This window comes from Streptomyces sp. NPDC050842 (assembly GCF_044456565.1).
Taxonomy (GTDB): domain Bacteria; phylum Actinomycetota; class Actinomycetes; order Streptomycetales; family Streptomycetaceae; genus Streptomyces.
On the sequence record NZ_JBITGA010000016.1, the window covers coordinates 1 to 14,915 of the forward strand.

Below are 14,915 nucleotides of genomic sequence, written 5' to 3' on the forward strand. Positions count from 1 at the left end.
CAACGCCATGGAGATCCACGCCGCCGCCGGCCTCTTCACGGACCGGGCGATCGCGCGGTACCTCCGGGACGCGCACCACATCTTCGCCCCGGCCGTCTTCCCCGCGGTTCCGGTGTCCGTCCCCGCGGTTCAGATCAGAACATGCCGTCCTCGCGGCGGTGGATCTGCTCCACCAGCTCCGCCGCCATCGCCTTGATCGTCTCCAGTCCGGCGCGCCCCCACGGCCGGACGTCGGTGTCGACCACGCAGATCGTGCCCAGCGCGACACCGGTACGGTCGATCAGCGGCGCCCCCATGTAGGAGCGGATCCCGATCTCGTCGACGACCGGGTTCCCCGCGAAGCGCGGGTAGTCGCAGACGTCCTCCAGGACGAGCGCCTTGCGCCGTACCACCACGTGCGGGCAGTAGCCGTGGTCGCGGGCCATGTAGCGGCCGACGCCACCGGTGTTCGCCGCGGCGGCGCCCAGGTCGCTGCCCGAGTGGGTGCCCTCGGGCGTGTGCAGCCCCGCGAAGAACTGCCGGTTCTCGTCGATGAAGTTGACCATCGAGAACGGGGCGCCGGTGACGTCCGCGAGCCGGTGGGCGAACTCGTCGAACGCCGGGTCCGGCCGCTCCCCGAGCCCGAGTTCACGGAGCCGCTGGACGCGCGCGGGCGCGTCCTTGTCGATGGGGGTCAGCAGGAGATGACCGGTCGGGTCGTAGGTCATGTCGTGGCTCCGAAGCTCGGCACGGCGGCCGGGATGGTGGTGAGCAGATGCTGGACGAGGGTCAGCAGGGTACGGATGCCGGAGCTGGAGATCCGGGCGTCGCAGACGACGACCGGCACGTCCGGCTTGAGGTCGAGCGCGGCCCGCACCTCGTCCGGCTCGTAGCGGTAGGCGCCGTCGAACTCGTTGACCGCCACGACGAAGCGGATGCCCCGCCGCTCGAAGAAGTCCACGGCGGAGAAGCACTCCTGGAGCCTGCGGGTGTCGGCGAGGACGACCGCGCCCAGCGCTCCCTCGGAGAGCTCGTCCCACATGAACCAGAAGCGCTCCTGCCCGGGGGTGCCGAACAGGTAGAGCACATGGCGGTCGTCGAGCGTCATGCGTCCGAAGTCCATGGCCACGGTGGTCGTGGTCTTGGACTCCACTCCCTCCAGGCTGTCGGTGGCCGCGCTGACCGACGTCAGCAGCTCCTCGGTGCTGAGCGGTTCGATCTCGCTGACCGCGCCCACGAAAGTCGTCTTGCCCACGCCGAACCCGCCCGCCACGAGGATCTTGAGCGCGGTGGGGAAGGGGTCGGTCGCGAAACTCTCGTGGCGCTCAGAGCCGTTGTCGTAGGCCATCGAGCACTGCCTCCAGCAAGGAACGGTCGGTTGGGTAGGCGTGGAACCGTGGGGCCCGGGCGGTGAGCGCCCCACAGTCCACGAGGTCGGAGAGCAGGACCTTGGTGACGACGGCCGGCAGCCGTAAGTGCGCCGCGATCTCGGCCACCGAGGTGGGCCCGTCGCACAGCCCGAGTGCCAGGCTGTGCTCGGGGCCCATGTGGGCCTGCGGGATCGAGCCGGTCGCCATCACCATCGAAAGCAGGTCCAGCGCGGTGCTGGGCTTGGTCCGGCCGCCGCTCACGGTGTACGGCCGGATCAGCCGGCCTGCCGCGTCGTCGAGCCAGGGCCCTTCCTGATGGGACGTCACGTTCACTGCCCGATGCCACCTGCCGCACCGGCCGCCTGCCGGGCAGGCGTGACCAGGTACGGCCGGACGCTCTTGACGAGCATCGCCATCTCGTAGCCGAGTACGGCGGCGTCCGCCTCGCGTCCGGCGAGGACGGCCAGGCAGGTGCCCGAACCCGCGGTGGAGACGAACAGGAGCGTGGAGTCGAGTTCCACGACCACCTGGCGGACCTCGCCGCCGTCGCCGAACCGGGCACCCGCGCTCCGGCCGAGCGAGTAGAGCCCGGAGGCCAGGGCCGCCATGTGGTCGGCGGCGTCGGGGTCGAGGCCGTGGACGGATTTCACGAGGCCGTCGGAGGAGAGCAGAACCGCGTTGCGGGTGTACGGGACCCGCTGGACCAGTCCGCTCAGCAGCCAGTCGAGATCCGAGGAATGGCCGTTCGGCACATTGCTCGCCATGGTGATCTACTCCTTGTGCGCGTCGCCTGGACGCAGCGGTTCGTGGGGGGCGGGCTGGGATTCGGCGAGGCCGATTCCACGCTGGAAGGCGGCCATCAGACCGGGGTCGTGCAGGGCGTGCTCCTCGGGCCTGCGGGCCGCGGGCTCGTCGCGCAGCTGCGGGACGAGGTGCTCCTGGGCGCGCCGCTTCGGGAGGAGGGGCCGGCCGGAGGGCTCGGCACGGGAGGCCGCGGGTGCCGGGGGCAGCAGCGGGGCCTGGTGCTCGGTGCCGGCCGACTGCGCCGGTATCGAGGGGGTGGATCCGGCGTCCGCTCGGCCGTCGAGGTGGCCGTTCAGGTGCGTGCTCGTACGGGGGTACGCGAGCGGTTCGGACGACGGGGTCTCCTCGTGGCGGGCGGCGGCCCGCTCCGGGGAGGGCGCGGGCACGGCCATCGGCGCGGAGGCCTGGGCGTACGCCGGCACCTGGCCCACGGCGGGGGCCGAGACCGGGACCGAGTGGGGTCCCTCGTAGTGCCCTTCGCGGTGGCCCTCGTGGTGCCCGTCGTGCCGGTCGGAGCTCCGGACGTCGGCGTGGGACGGCGCGTCGGCGTGGGCCGGGACCTGGACCGGCACCGGAGCCGGGACCGGCTCGGGGGCGTGGACCGGCTCCGGTGCCTGCGTCTGGGGCTGCATCTGCACCTGCCCCTGCGGGACCGCCGGGGAGCCGACGGCCGCGGCGGCCTGGCGCTCGTGCTGCGCCAGTCCCTCGGGGTCGGCGCCGAGGAGGCCCTGCGGCAGGACGAGGACGGCCTGGACGCCGCCGTAGATGTTCGACTGGAGTCGTACGGCGATGCCGTGCCGGCGGGCGAGCGCCGAGACGACGAAGAGGCCGATGCGGCCGTCCTGGAGCAGATGCGCGACGTTGACCTGGTCGGGATCGGAGAGCAGGGCGTTCATCTTGTTCTGCTCGGTGACGGGCATGCCCAGGCCGCGGTCCTCGACCTCGATCGCCAGGCCGGCCGTGACGTACTGGGCGCGCAGCAGCACCGTGGTGTGCGGGGCGGAGAACAGCGTCGCGTTCTCGACGAGTTCGGCGAGGAGGTGGATGACGTCGGCCACGGCATGGCCCCGGAGCGTACCGTCGATCGGCGGTACGAGCTTCACCCGCGGGTACTGCTCGACCTCGGCGATCGAGGAGCGGAGCACCTCGGTCATGGTGACCGGGTTCGACCACTGTCGGCGGGAGATGGCGCCACCGAGCACGGCGAGGTTCTCGGCGTGCCGGCGGATGCGGGTGGCCAGGTGGTCGACGTGGAACAGGCCCTTGAGCAGCTCCGGGTCCTCGACCTCGTTCTCCAGCTCGTCGAGGAGCTGGATCTCGCGGTGGACGAGGGACTGCAGGCGCCGGGCGAGGTTGACGAAGACCTCGACCTTCTGTTCGTTGCCGACGCTGCTGGAGAGTCGGGACGCCTGGACGACGGCTGCCACGGCGGCCTCGTGCGAGCGGTTCAACTCCTGTGACAGCAGGTCGAATTCATCACCCGTCGCGGCGCCGGACGGCATCGCGGGGCGGGGCGGGAGCCCCTCTCCCCGGCGCAACTGTTCGACGATCGCACGGAGTTCGCTCTGGCCGCGGGCGCTGGAGCGACGCAGGGCGTTACAGCGGTCCAGGACCGCTTTGGCCGCCCGGTCGGCGCCGAGCGCCGCGGCGGTCACCGAGGCGACGGTGAGGGCGGCCGCGCCGGTCAGCGCGGCCCAGAGGCCGGGCGTGGGGCTGGCCCCCGTGGAGCGGATGGTGAAGAGGACGGCCGCCGCGCCGCCCAGGGCCACCGCGACGGCGGGGAGCACGGAGGTGCGCAGGAGTTGGGGGCGTATGCGGGCTTCCGTCGGGAGCGACGCGGATGTCTGCGCCGGGGAGGCGCTGGGAGTGCCGGAGGCGGAGCGGGCGCCCGACCGGCCGTGCCGCCCGCCCTCGCGTCGATCGGACCGCGAGGCGGGTGCGCGAAGTTGAGACATGAGTGTCCTTGGTACGTGCCCAGGAATCGGCGTACTGCGGGTACAGGGGGTGGACTACGGGAGTGCTTCAGACGGTTGTTCAGGGGTGTCGTGCGGGAGTGTCGTACGGGGGGTACTGCGAGGGTGCGATGAGCCTACCGATGATCACCAACCACACACTGTAGTCGTCAACCGTTCATGTGCGGTGCGCAGTTGGCAAACTTACCCGTAGAGCGGCCCGGTCTGGTATCGCCCTTCGCGCGACAGGCCGAGAAGTACATGGCCGAAAGTCGACGTCTCGCCTTCGGCGGGCCGTGGAGCGGCGGGAACGGAAGAGGGCGGAGGTGCTCGTGCACCTCCGCCCTCTGCGGAAATCGCCCCCCACCGGAATCCCCCGGAGGGAGCGCGGACCGGCCGGCCCGCACGCGCGTCACGTCGTGCGCGCCGCCTCCGGCGCCTCCCGGCCGGTGTCCGTGCCGGGCTCCCCGGGCGTCCGTCCGGTACCCGGATTCGCGTTCGCGCTCGTTGCGGTGACGCGCGGCCCGTGACCGTCGGTGAGAGCGGAACGTTCCGGTCGAGCGGCCGGTCGACTATCCGTCCAGCCGGATCCGGATGCCCACCATGCGCTCGGAGCCGCCGCGCAGCCTGCTGCCGAGCAGTCCGACCCGGGCGACCAGTCCGTACTTGCGTCTCATCAGGTCGGTGTAGTGCGCGCTCTCGTCCGGCGTCAGCAGCTCGGCGAAGCCGGGCACCGGGGCGCCGAGCGGCTTGCCCCGCCAGTCACAGGGGCCGACGGTCACCCGGCCGCTGTTGCGGATCCGCTTCACCTTGCCGGCGTCCGCGGCACACGGCATCGCCGGAGCCCGGGTGGACCGCATAGCCAAGACGGCGGCGGCCAACAAGAACCTCATCTACGTCTACTTCTGCAGCAAGGGCCAGCTCTTCGACGCGGTCTTCGACGCCCACGTCACCCACGGCCTGGACTCGGTCCCCTTCACCCCCGACGACCTCCCCGAGTACGCGGGGCGGCTCTTCGACTACTGCCGACAGCACCCCGAGGTCATCCGGCTCGCCACCTGGCACCGCCTGGAGCGTGGCGACAGCCACCCCGACCCGGCCGTCGCGGCGCCGACGCGCCACGCCAAGCTGGATGCGCTTGCCGCGGCGCAGAAGGAGGACGGCATCGGCGCCGACTTCTCCCCCGCGACGCTGCTCACCTTGATCCTGAGCATCGCCCTCGCGTGGAGCCCGAGCAACGCCACCAACATGCCCGCCGCCGCGAGCGACGCCGAGAGCGCCGAGGACCGCCGCAGCGCGATCGTCGCGGCCGTGCGTCGCCTCCTCTGAGCCACGCACGCCGGTTCCGTGGCCGGGGTCTTCGTGACGGGGACCTGGGCAGCCGGGGGGCGGCCATCCCGATTCCCATCGAATCTCTTCGCAGTAAAGGCTTCTGACCTGGCACCATATGCATTCGCATATGACGCCCACAGGATTCAGATCTTGGACGACGCGGGCCGTGTCCTGATCTCCTGACGCCATGAGCGACGACACAGGCGCACAGCGCCCGGAGAAGCGGCGCGTCCAGGGGTTCGGCCGCCGTGCGGTGCTGCGCGGCGCCGTGCTCGGCGCAGCCGCCCCACTGCTTCCCGCCACCGCCTCAGCGGCCGGCGCCTCCGATGCGACCACCCGCGGGGCCCCGTCGGCCGGTTCGGCCTCCTTCCGCTGGCTGGGCACCTCCGGCTGGCGCATCGACGTCGACGGCCGGACGGTGCTCTTCGACCCCTACCTCACCCGGTTCAAGACCGGCCTGTTCGACGGGGGCTTCAAGCCGGGTACGAAGCTGGAGTCCGACCCCGATCTCGTACGGGAGCACATCGGCCTCCCCGAGATCGTCCTGGTCAGCCACTCCCACTGGGACCACATCGCGGATGTGCCCCACATCGCCGAGTCCACCGGCGCCAGGGTCGTCGGTACGGAGACCACCTTCCATCTGCTGGTCGCGTTCGGCGTCGACCCGGGACAGATCTCGGTGGTGAAGGGCGGCGAGGTACTGGACTTCGGCGGGATCACCGTCGAGGTCGTGTCGAGCCTGCACAGCCGGAACAAGCGGCACTCCTATTTCGCCCCGGGCACACTGAACGCGCCGCCCCCGGCGGCCCCGAGGACCATCTCCGACCTGCCGGAGGGCGACACGCTCGCCTTCCAGGTGACGGCCGGGAGCGGCGGCCCTTCGGCGTTCCTGATGGGCGCCAGCGACTTCTCCGAGCGGGCCGTGGACGGGCTGAACCCCGATCTCGCGATGGTGGCGGTGCCGTCCAGCGCCGCCACCTCCCGCTATGTGCCCCGACTGCTGCGGGCACTGGGCCGGCCCGGCATCGTCGTACCCGTCCACTGGGACAACTTCGAGGAGCCGCTGAGCGAGCCCCCGCGCCGCGACCCGGTGATGGACCTGGACGGGTTCGTCGCCCAAGTCCACCAGGAGTCTCCGACGAGCCGGATCGTCGTCCCGGACTACCGCACCACGTACGACGGAGACATGCGGCCGAGGAGGCTCTGACCGGGGCACCAGCCCGGCCCTTGGACCTGCCCGAGAAGCCCGCCGGGCTTCCCAAGGGCGGAGGGGCGCCGAGCGCAGGCACACGGCCACGCCCTCCGGTCGGGAGACGCGCCGGCACTCACACGGCCTCGGGAGCGTCCCCGGTCGACGTCACCGCTCGCCCGCGAGGTCGAGATCGTCGCTCCGTGTCCCGGCCGCGATCCCGACACCACGGGGGCGGCGCCACGGACGCGCGATCGGGCGGGAAACCGCCCCCCACCACGCCTCCCCGGGCACCTTCCCCGCAGGCTCGAAAGGCTCACCGGGCCGAGGGAACGCCACCGCTTGGCCGGCCTCCTCCGCCGCGTCCCTCGTCCACTCCCCCGGCTCGGCCCACGGATGCGGGGCCAGGTTGAACGTGCCCCAGTGGATCGGCAGCAGCACGCCGGCCGCCGCACCGCCCTGGAGGTCCAGGTGGGCCCGCATGCCCTCCTCGGGAGTCATGTGGATGTCAGTCCAGAACTCCGAGTAGGCGCCGATCTGGATCATGGTGGCGTCGAAGGGGCCGTGCGCGGCGCCGATCTCCTTGAAGCCGGAGAAGTAGCCGGTGTCCCCGCTGTGGAAGATCCGGTGCTCGGGGCCCTGGACGACCCAGGACGCCCAGAGCGTGTGCTGCCGGTTGCGGATGCCCCGGCCGCAGAAGTGGCGGGCCGGGGTGGCCGTGAGCCGCAGCTCGCCGATCTCGGTGGACTCGTTCCAGTCCAGTTCGCGGAGGCGGGAGGCGGCCACGCCCCAGCGCTCCAGGTGCGCGCCGACGCCGAGTGGCACCGCGAAGACGGTGTCGGTGGCGGCGAGCGCCTTGATCGTCGGCAGGTCGAGGTGGTCGTAGTGGTCGTGCGAGATCACGACGACGTCGACCGGGCCGAGCGCGGCGAGCGGTGCGGGCACCGGGTGGAGCCGCTTGGGGCCGACGAAGGGGAACGGCGAGCAGCGATCGCCCCAGACCGGGTCGAAGAGGACCCGGTGCCCGTCGATCTCGGCGAGCACGCCGGAGTGCCCCATCCAGGTGAGGCGCAGCCCGGTGACCGGCGCCTTGGCCAGGTCGGCGACGGTGGTGGGGTGGACGGGGATCGTGCCGGTGGGGGCTCGGCGCGCGCGTCCTTCCTTCTCGAAGTAGATCTTGGCGAACTCCAGGCTGGAGCCCGAGGGCCCGCGGCGGGCCGGTTCGGGGTTCTGGAAGATCCCGTCCGCGAAGTTCGGCGAACGGCGGATACGGGCGAGGCGCTCGCCCGAGGGGTCCGCGCCGAAGGACTCGGGGCGCAGCGCGCGCAGCCGTGCCCGCGGCGAACGGTCGGAGCCGGTACCGGTCACAGGACCTCCTGATCTCTGGGGGTCGTTCCATTATGGGCGGCCCGCGCCCCGGAAGGCCGGGGAGACCGGTCATACTGAATCGTTGTTCAGTAACAGCCCCTCCCGAGGAGACGCGCGATGAGCCCCACCCCCCTGCTGTCCGTCGACTGGACCGATCACGTGACCGGCCGCCGGGGCCATCTGGTCGTCGACCGGCTGGTGCGCGGGGTGGCCAGCGGCGGCCTGCGGATGCGCGAGGGGTGCACGGCGGCCGAGGTCGCCGGGCTCGCCCGCGGCATGACCATGAAGGAGGCCCTGCACTACGACCCCGACGCCCGGTACGTCCCGCTGGGCGGCGCGAAGGGCGGCATCGACTGCGATCCGCGCTCCCCGGAGGCGTACGGCGTCCTCGTGCGCTACCTGCGGGCCATGCGGCCGTACATCGAGCGGTTCTGGACGACCGGGGAGGACCTGGGGCTCACCCAGGACCTGGTGGACCGGGCGGCGGCCGAGGCCGGGCTCGTCTCCTCCGTGCAGGCCGTGTACCCGCTCCTGGACGACGAGGCGACGGCCCGGAAGCGGCTCGCCGACGCGTTCGCGATCGAGGTCGACGGCATCGGACTCGACGAGCTGGTCGGCGGCCTCGGAGTGGCCGAGTCCGTGCTCGTCGCCCTCGACCGGGCCGGGCGGGAGTACACCGGGACCCGGGTGTCGGTGCAGGGGCTCGGCACGATGGGCGGGGCGACTGCCCGGTTCCTGGCCCGGGCGGGGCTGCGGGTGGTGGCCGTCGCCGACGTCCGGGGCACGATCGTGAACCCCGACGGCCTCGACGTCGAGACGCTGCTCGCCGCCCGCGACGGCCACGGCACGGTCGACCGCGCGGCCCTGCGGCCCGGCGACCGGGAGGAGCCCCGGGACGCCTGGCTCGCGGTCGACGCGGAGGTCCTGGTCCCGGCGGCCGTCTCGTACGCGATCGACGCCGGGAACCAGGGGCGGATCACGGCCCGCTGGATCGCGGAGGCGGCCAACATGCCGGTCCTGCCGGAGGCCGAGGAGGCCCTCGCCGCGCGCGGGGTGACCGTGCTGCCCGACGTGGTCGTGAACTCGTGCACCAACGCCTGGTGGTGGTGGACGCTCTTCGGTGACATCGAGGCAGACGCCGAGCAGGCCTTCGACCGGGTACGCCGGTCCATGCGGGAGCTGGTGGGCGGCATGCTGGACCGGGCCGAGGCGGACGGCACCGGCCCGCGCGCCGCGGCGCACGCGCTGGTCGCGGAGCGGCTGCCGGTGATCGCCGAGCGCTACGGCTGGTACTGAGGCCGGGTGCGGCCAGGGCCTGGGGCCGGGCGGCCAGGGCCTGGGATCCCGGGCCGGGGCACGGCTCCGACCCGTCGGGCGGCTCGTTGACGATCATGCCCTTGTCATGTGCTGTGTAGGCTGCTCGACGTGGCGAGAGTGCGGTTGAGTGTGGCGGAGCGGCGGGAGGAGCTGCTGCGGGCCGCCGTCGACCAGATCGAGGCCCGGGGCGTCACCGCCGTCCGGATCTCGGACGTGGCATCGGCGCTCGGGGTGAGCAACGCCCTCGTGCTCTACCACTTCTCGACCAAGGAACAGCTGGTCGCCGCCGCCTTCTCGCACGCGGCCGAGGGCGACCTCGCCCGCCTGCGGCAGCTGCTCGGCCGACGCTCCACGGCGGTGCGGCGACTGCGCTCCGCGGTCCGCTGGTACGCGCCGACAGGGCAGGCCAAGGGCTGGCGGCTGTGGATCGAGGGGTGGGCCGCTTCGCTGCGCGACCCCGAGCTGCGCGAGGTCGCCGCCTCGCTGGACCGGGAGTGGAAGGCGGCGCTGGCCCGGGTGATCGGGGAGGGGGTCGCGGCCGGCGAGTTCCGGTGTGCTGATCCGACCGCGGCGGCCTGGCGGCTCACCGCGTTCCTCGACGGGCTCGCGGTCCAGACGACGGCGTATGCCGGCTCCCTCTCGCGCGCCACACTGCTGCGGTGGGCGGACGCCGCCCTCGCCCGGGAGCTGGGCCTGCCCGAGGAGGCACAGGGCGGGCCTGAGGACGACGCACAGGCCCGTGCGGACGGCGCACGGGACGAGGCCCGGGGCGGGATCCCCGCAGCCACGCCGGGCGCGGACGGTCCGCCCGGCGTGTAGCTGTTCCGCACGTGGCAGACGGACCGGACGACGACGGACCGGACGGACCGGACGGACCGGACGGACTGGACGGACCGATCGCAACGGCCGGCCCTCTTCGACCTCAGAGCAGCTCGAAGACCGCCGAGACGGTGACCTGCTCCTCGATCTCGCCGGGAGCCAGCGGGACCCCCGGCTCGTCCGCGGGCATCGAGGGGACGGCGCCGTGGCCGGGGCGCACGGAGTCGCCCTCGCTAAGGGAGACCAGCCGGCCGAGCCGGTGTCCGCTGAGCCGCGCGTGCTGCGAGGCCTTCTCGTACGCGTCCTGGAAGGCGGCCTCACGCGCCTTCACCCGCAGCGCCGACGGGTCGGCGACGTCGAAGACGACGCCGTTGATCCGGCCCTCGTCCCCCGTGGCGTCGTTGACGGCGCCGATGACCTGCCCGGTCCTGTCGAGGTCGCGGACCTTCACGGAGAAGGACTGTCCGGCCTGGTACCCGGTCACCTTGCTCTCCCCCTCGGGGCTCTGCGTGTACACCGGAGAGAGCGAGAGGCTGTCGGTCCGGATGTCCCGGTCCTCGATCCCCTGCTTGTGCAGCACGTCCAGCAGGGCCTTGGCGGCGGTGGTCTGCGCGGACATCGCCTCCTTCGCCGTCTTACGGGTCGCCTCGACCCCGACGGACAGGATCGCCAGGTCCGGTGCGGCGGCCGCCCGGCCGGTCCCGCTGACGCTGACCGTGGCGGGCGCGGCCGCCCGGGCTGCGGTACGCAGGGCGGTCCGGTCGGGCGCGGCGGCCAGGGCGGGCGCGGCCGTGCCGACGAGCAGCCCGCCGAGCACGGCGATGGCGGCGAGCAGACGGGCGGTGCGGGCGGTCGTCGCGGGGTGAGCGGTCGTCGCGGTCCGGGGCTGGCGGGTCGTCACGGGCGGTCCCTTCGGGGGTGGGTGCCGGGGCTCCGGCGGGCACATCCCAGCACCCGTCGCCGCCGCCTCCCGCACGCCACTCCTGACCGGCGGCTCCCTTCACCTCTCCGTACCAGCCGGGCCCGTGCCCCGGGCCCCGCTCAGGTCTGGACGAGCGGCGCGTACGCCTCGGCGGAGAGCCCGAAGGTCCAGGCCACGCCCTCCCGCGCGGTCCGGGTCGAGGGCGGCACGCGCAGCCAGTACGTGCGGTGGCTGCCGTCCGGTTCGGGGGTGGAGTTGACCACCTCGACCATCACCACGTCCTCGTCGTCGGCCAGTGCGACGCGCCACAGGACGCCCGTCTCGTCGCGGTGCTCGTGCCGGGCGCCCGACTCCGCGAGGTAGCGGTCGTAGCCGTAGTACTCCAGCATCACGCGCCGCAGTTCGGCGTTCTCCTCCGCGCGTATCAGCTCGGGGGTGAGGTCGACGAGATCGGCCAGGAAGTCGGCATCCACCGGCATGCCCCGCCAGGCGTGGAGGGCGAAGCCGTCGGGGTACGCGAGCGCAGGGCCGTCGCCCCGGTCGAGGCGCCCGGCCTCGTCCCGGTGGAGCTCCACCGGGCGCTCGCAGACCACGGCGACGTTCTCGTACGGCCACCACCAGCCGGCGTGCCCGGCGACGGCGGCGAGCCCCGCGAGCCGGTCGCCCCGACCGTCGAAGGCGGCCAGCCAGGCGGCGTCGTGCTGGCCGAGCACCGCGTCGAACAGCACGAGCCGCACGGCGGTCGCCTCCCGCGGGGTCCCGTCGGTCACCGTCTCCGCGGCGGCCTCCGTCACCCCTGCCCGGATCCGGTCGGCGAGCTCCCGCGTGAGGTCCCAGAGGCCCGCGCCGGTCGCCTGCCAGTGCGCCGCCCAGCCCGCGGGCCCGAGCGCGTCGTGGAGGCGTCGCCGCTCCTCGGCCCAGGGCCGGGTGCGCACCTCGTCCCGTACCGAACGGCCCGCGTCGTCGAGCCCTCTGACGAGGGCGACGGCCGCGAGCGGCGAGTCGGCCCAGAGCACGCGTGCGGGCTCGGCGAGCCCCGCCGTGCGGTAGGCGAGCCGGACGCCGGCCTCGGCGGCGGCGCGATCGGCCGGCCCGGTGGCCGCGGCGACGGCCCGCCACGTGTCCTGTGCGGTGGTGCGGTTCATTCCGGTGTCCCCCAAGTCCTCGTCCTTGACCATGTCGAGCCCCTCACGTCCGCCGGGCCGTCAGTCCGCGACGATCCGGTAGGCGCCGGGCACGTACTCCCGCTGCCGCACGACCCGGTACCAGCCCTTGGGCAGGGCGATCGGCGCGTGCTCCTCGTGCACCACCCGGCCGCCCTCGGGCAGTTCGAGCAGGAGCGGGCCGAGGGGGCCCGGCTCCCGCACGAGCCGGCCGCGTCCGGGAACGGCGTGGGCGTGCCCGGTCACCTCCCCGAGGGCGAGGACGAGGCGGCCCCTGGCGTCCCTCGGCTCCCCCGCCGCGGCCTTCGCGCGGGCCGGTACGGCCGTCTCGTCGACGGGCGCGATCAGCACGTCTCCCTGCCGGTACATGGCTCTCCCCTCCCCGTTCGGCGCGCTTCGCCCGAACACGAGAACGACGCTAGAGGCCGGGTCTGACAATCGGTCCGACCACGCCCGCCGGACAGGCCCTCGCCCGCTGAAGCGGCCCCGGCGAGCGGCGTTGTCGGTGCCGCTTGGTAGAACTCTTGGCATCAGCCGATCAACGTCGTCCGTTGTCTGGAGCACCGTCATGACCATCGGGAAATACCAGCAGCATTTCCACGGCCTTCCCGTGTTCGACTTCCCGAGTGCCGACGCGGACGGGACCGCGCCCACCACGCTGCCCGACGCCGCCGCCGTCGCCTGGCGGATCTCCGCCCCGACGTACAGCGAGCCCGAGGACGAGCTCTGGGAGCCGCAGTTCGAGCGGTTCCTCAAGACGGTCGACCCGGAGCGGGTGCGCGCGCTGGTCGTCGGCGGCTGGGACGAGGCGTACGAGGAGTCGTCCGCCCCCATCGTCACGGCGCTGATCGCCGCCCGCGACCGGCTCACGGACCTGCGGGCGGTGTTCCTCGGCGACATGACGGGCGAGGACTGTGAGATCTCGTGGATCGTCCAGTCCGACGTGACGCCGCTGCTCGCCGCCTACCCGGCCCTGCGGGAGTTCGGGGTGCGTGGGGGCACGGGGCTGGCGTTTCCGTCGATCCGGCACGAGGGCCTGGAGACCCTGGTGGTCGAGACGGGCGGTCTGCCCGCCGAGGTCGTGCGCGGGATCGCCGGCAGCGACCTGCCCGCCCTGGAGAACCTCGAACTCTGGCTCGGCACCGACAACTACGGCGGCGACAGCACCCCCGAGGACCTGGCACCGCTGCTCGACGGGTCGGCCTTCCCCGCCCTGCGCAGCCTGGGACTGTGCAACAGCGTCATCCAGGACGCGGTCGCCGCGGCCGTGGCCGGTGCCCCGGTCGTCGCCCGGATCGAGCGGCTCGACCTCTCCATGGGCGTCCTGACGGACGAGGGCGCGGCCGCCCTCCTCGACGGGCAGCCGCTGACCCACCTCTCCCGCCTCGACCTCTCCCACCACTACCTGTCGGAGGCGATGAGCGAGCGGGTCCGCGCCGCGCTCGTCCCGCACGGCGTCACGGTCGTCCTCGACGACGCGCAGGAGGCGGAGGACGACGGCGACAGGGTCTACCGGTACGTCGCGGTAGCCGAATGACCCTCGACCCGCGCCTCGTCGTCGTCGGTGATCCGGCGGGCCGCCGCGTCGCGTTCTTCCAGGACGCGCTGCGGACCGCCAGGCTGCCCGGGGCGCGGGTGGTGTCCTGGCCGGACGTGCTGTGCGGCCGGGCCCGGTTCGGCGCCGGCGAGACCGTACGGATCGACTCGCCCGGCGAGGATCCGGAGGCCGACCGGCTGCTGCGCGGGGTCGACGACCCGGCCCGGGTCGAGGGGTCGGGCCGCTGGTACGCCCGGTTCACGGCCGCCGTCTCGGAGCTCGCGGAGACCGTCGGGGACGCGGGAGCCGCGTTCGTCGACGATCCCGGCGAGCTCGCCGTCCTGTTCGACAAACGGCTGAGCCACGGCCGGCTGCGGGCGGCCGGCGTGCCGGTGCCCGATTCGCCGACCTCCGGGCCCGCCGACCAGGCCGTGGGCGGCTGGGCGGACCTCCGTTCGCTGCTCGGCGCGGCCGGGCTGCGGCGGGTGTTCGTGAAGCTCGCGCACGGCTCCTCCGCGTCGGGGGTGCTCGCGGTGGAGACGAACGGCGCGGGCAGGATCCAGGCGACCACCTCGGTGGAGCGCGCACCGGACGGACGCCTCTTCAACTCCCTGCGGGTACGGCGCTACACGAGCGAGCGGGAGATCGCCGCGATCGTGGACGCCCTCGCCCCCGACGGGCTGCACGTCGAGCGCTGGCTGCCGAAGGCCGTCCAGGACGGCCGCGCCGCCGACCTGCGGGTGGTGGTGATCGACGGCCGGGCCACCCATGCCGTCGTCCGCACCAGCCGCTCCCCGATGACCAATCTGCATCTGGGCGGCGCCCGGGGCGACCTGGCCGCCGCCCGGGCCGCGATCGCCGCGGCCGGCGGGCGGTGGGAGGACGCGCTCGGCGTGTGCGAGCGGGCCGCCGCCGCCTTCCCCGGCACCCGGTGCGTGGGCGTCGACCTGCTGCCCGCCGCCGGCTGGCGCCGCTTCGCGGTGGGCGAGGTCAACGCCTTCGGGGATCTCCTGCCCGGGCTCACGGGCCTGCCGGGCGGCGGCGCCGAGGGCCTCGACACGTACGCGGCGCAGGTCGCCGCCCAGTTCCCCGGCCCACTCTCCCCCGACGCGACCCGCGCCACCCCCCGCACCACAGGAACGAGCACCACGTGAACCAGCCCG

The 14,915-nt window shown here is 73.6% G+C and carries 16 protein-coding genes; 6 read left to right on the plus strand and 10 right to left on the minus strand.

Annotation, left to right across the window (positions count from 1 at the left end; translation table 11 throughout):
• Positions 1–134: 134 nt before the first annotated feature.
• From ACIBG6_RS36830 to ACIBG6_RS36855, 6 genes are all read right to left on the minus strand, one after another.
• Complete coding sequence (locus ACIBG6_RS36830; protein WP_056646873.1) at positions 135–707, minus strand: GAF domain-containing protein; 573 nt, start codon at positions 705–707, stop codon at positions 135–137.
• Positions 704–1,327 (minus strand): GTP-binding protein, encoded by a 624-nt coding sequence (locus ACIBG6_RS36835; protein WP_399227124.1) that lies wholly within the window; start codon positions 1,325–1,327, stop codon positions 704–706. The genes ACIBG6_RS36830 and ACIBG6_RS36835 overlap by 4 nt, the downstream gene beginning before the upstream one ends.
• Entirely contained in the window at positions 1,305–1,682 is a 378-nt protein-coding gene (locus ACIBG6_RS36840; RefSeq protein WP_399227125.1) for a DUF742 domain-containing protein, read from the minus strand. The genes ACIBG6_RS36835 and ACIBG6_RS36840 overlap by 23 nt, the downstream gene beginning before the upstream one ends.
• Positions 1,679–2,113, minus strand: a complete 435-nt coding sequence (locus tag ACIBG6_RS36845; RefSeq protein WP_317600976.1) for a roadblock/LC7 domain-containing protein — start codon at positions 2,111–2,113, stop codon at positions 1,679–1,681. The genes ACIBG6_RS36840 and ACIBG6_RS36845 overlap by 4 nt, the downstream gene beginning before the upstream one ends.
• Positions 2,114–2,119: 6 nt before the next feature.
• A complete protein-coding gene (locus tag ACIBG6_RS36850; protein ID WP_399227126.1) occupies positions 2,120–4,108 on the minus strand; it encodes a sensor histidine kinase in 1,989 nt (662 codons plus the stop codon).
• Between the two features lie 569 nt (positions 4,109–4,677).
• On the minus strand, positions 4,678–4,941 hold the full coding sequence (locus tag ACIBG6_RS36855; RefSeq protein WP_399227127.1) for a hypothetical protein: 264 nt from the start codon (positions 4,939–4,941) through the stop codon (positions 4,678–4,680).
• A gap of 13 nt (positions 4,942–4,954) precedes the next feature.
• Here ACIBG6_RS36855 and ACIBG6_RS36860 point away from each other — a divergent pair, with 13 nt between their 5' ends.
• Together ACIBG6_RS36860 and ACIBG6_RS36865 are read left to right on the plus strand one after the other, a co-directional pair.
• Positions 4,955–5,434, plus strand: coding sequence for a TetR family transcriptional regulator (locus tag ACIBG6_RS36860; RefSeq protein WP_399227128.1), 480 nt, complete (start codon positions 4,955–4,957; stop codon positions 5,432–5,434).
• Between the two features lie 190 nt (positions 5,435–5,624).
• Positions 5,625–6,644: an MBL fold metallo-hydrolase gene (locus tag ACIBG6_RS36865; protein WP_399227129.1), complete on the plus strand. Its 1,020-nt coding sequence runs from the start codon at positions 5,625–5,627 to the stop codon at positions 6,642–6,644.
• Between the two features lie 150 nt (positions 6,645–6,794).
• Here the strand turns inward: ACIBG6_RS36865 and ACIBG6_RS36870 are convergent, their stop codons facing one another.
• Positions 6,795–7,994: an MBL fold metallo-hydrolase gene (locus tag ACIBG6_RS36870; RefSeq protein ID WP_399227130.1), complete on the minus strand. Its 1,200-nt coding sequence runs from the start codon at positions 7,992–7,994 to the stop codon at positions 6,795–6,797.
• 117 nt (positions 7,995–8,111) lie between these two features.
• On the opposite strand from ACIBG6_RS36870, the gene ACIBG6_RS36875 reads away from it, so the two are divergent.
• A complete protein-coding gene (locus ACIBG6_RS36875) occupies positions 8,112–9,290 on the plus strand; it encodes a Glu/Leu/Phe/Val dehydrogenase dimerization domain-containing protein (protein WP_399227131.1) in 1,179 nt (392 codons plus the stop codon).
• Between the two features lie 129 nt (positions 9,291–9,419).
• Positions 9,420–10,130 (plus strand): TetR/AcrR family transcriptional regulator, encoded by a 711-nt coding sequence (locus ACIBG6_RS36880; RefSeq protein WP_399227132.1) that lies wholly within the window; start codon positions 9,420–9,422, stop codon positions 10,128–10,130.
• A gap of 103 nt (positions 10,131–10,233) precedes the next feature.
• Here the strand turns inward: ACIBG6_RS36880 and ACIBG6_RS36885 are convergent, their stop codons facing one another.
• The 3 genes from ACIBG6_RS36885 to ACIBG6_RS36895 all read right to left on the minus strand — a co-directional run bounded on the left by ACIBG6_RS36885 (position 10,234) and on the right by ACIBG6_RS36895 (position 12,584).
• Entirely contained in the window at positions 10,234–11,031 is a 798-nt protein-coding gene (locus ACIBG6_RS36885; RefSeq protein ID WP_399227133.1) for an SIMPL domain-containing protein, read from the minus strand.
• Positions 11,032–11,171: 140 nt separating this feature from the next.
• Complete coding sequence (locus tag ACIBG6_RS36890) at positions 11,172–12,230, minus strand: DUF6745 domain-containing protein (RefSeq protein ID WP_399227134.1); 1,059 nt, start codon at positions 12,228–12,230, stop codon at positions 11,172–11,174.
• A gap of 27 nt (positions 12,231–12,257) precedes the next feature.
• On the minus strand, positions 12,258–12,584 hold the full coding sequence (locus ACIBG6_RS36895; RefSeq protein WP_399227135.1) for a hypothetical protein: 327 nt from the start codon (positions 12,582–12,584) through the stop codon (positions 12,258–12,260).
• Positions 12,585–12,783: 199 nt separating this feature from the next.
• Here ACIBG6_RS36895 and ACIBG6_RS36900 point away from each other — a divergent pair, with 199 nt between their 5' ends.
• Both ACIBG6_RS36900 and ACIBG6_RS36905 read left to right on the plus strand, forming a co-directional pair.
• Positions 12,784–13,752, plus strand: a complete 969-nt coding sequence (locus tag ACIBG6_RS36900) for an STM4015 family protein (RefSeq protein ID WP_399227136.1) — start codon at positions 12,784–12,786, stop codon at positions 13,750–13,752.
• Positions 13,749–14,906, plus strand: coding sequence for an STM4014 family protein (locus ACIBG6_RS36905; protein ID WP_399227137.1), 1,158 nt, complete (start codon positions 13,749–13,751; stop codon positions 14,904–14,906). The genes ACIBG6_RS36900 and ACIBG6_RS36905 overlap by 4 nt, the downstream gene beginning before the upstream one ends.
• The last annotated feature ends 9 nt before the right edge of the window (positions 14,907–14,915 follow it).

Coding starts and splice junctions, on each gene's coding strand:
- ACIBG6_RS36830 (WP_056646873.1), bottom strand. CDS start 707: ATGACCTACGACCCGACCGGTCATCTCCTGCTGACCCCCATCGACAAG.
- ACIBG6_RS36835 (WP_399227124.1), bottom strand. CDS start 1,327: ATGGCCTACGACAACGGCTCTGAGCGCCACGAGAGTTTCGCGACCGAC.
- ACIBG6_RS36845 (WP_317600976.1), bottom strand. CDS start 2,113: ATGGCGAGCAATGTGCCGAACGGCCATTCCTCGGATCTCGACTGGCTG.
- ACIBG6_RS36850 (WP_399227126.1), bottom strand. CDS start 4,108: ATGTCTCAACTTCGCGCACCCGCCTCGCGGTCCGATCGACGCGAGGGC.
- ACIBG6_RS36855 (WP_399227127.1), bottom strand. CDS start 4,941: ATGCCGTGTGCCGCGGACGCCGGCAAGGTGAAGCGGATCCGCAACAGC.
- ACIBG6_RS36865 (WP_399227129.1), top strand. CDS start 5,625: ATGAGCGACGACACAGGCGCACAGCGCCCGGAGAAGCGGCGCGTCCAG.
- ACIBG6_RS36875 (WP_399227131.1), top strand. CDS start 8,112: ATGAGCCCCACCCCCCTGCTGTCCGTCGACTGGACCGATCACGTGACC.
- ACIBG6_RS36890 (WP_399227134.1), bottom strand. CDS start 12,230: ATGGTCAAGGACGAGGACTTGGGGGACACCGGAATGAACCGCACCACC.
- ACIBG6_RS36895 (WP_399227135.1), bottom strand. CDS start 12,584: ATGTACCGGCAGGGAGACGTGCTGATCGCGCCCGTCGACGAGACGGCC.
- ACIBG6_RS36900 (WP_399227136.1), top strand. CDS start 12,784: ATGACCATCGGGAAATACCAGCAGCATTTCCACGGCCTTCCCGTGTTC.
- ACIBG6_RS36905 (WP_399227137.1), top strand. CDS start 13,749: ATGACCCTCGACCCGCGCCTCGTCGTCGTCGGTGATCCGGCGGGCCGC.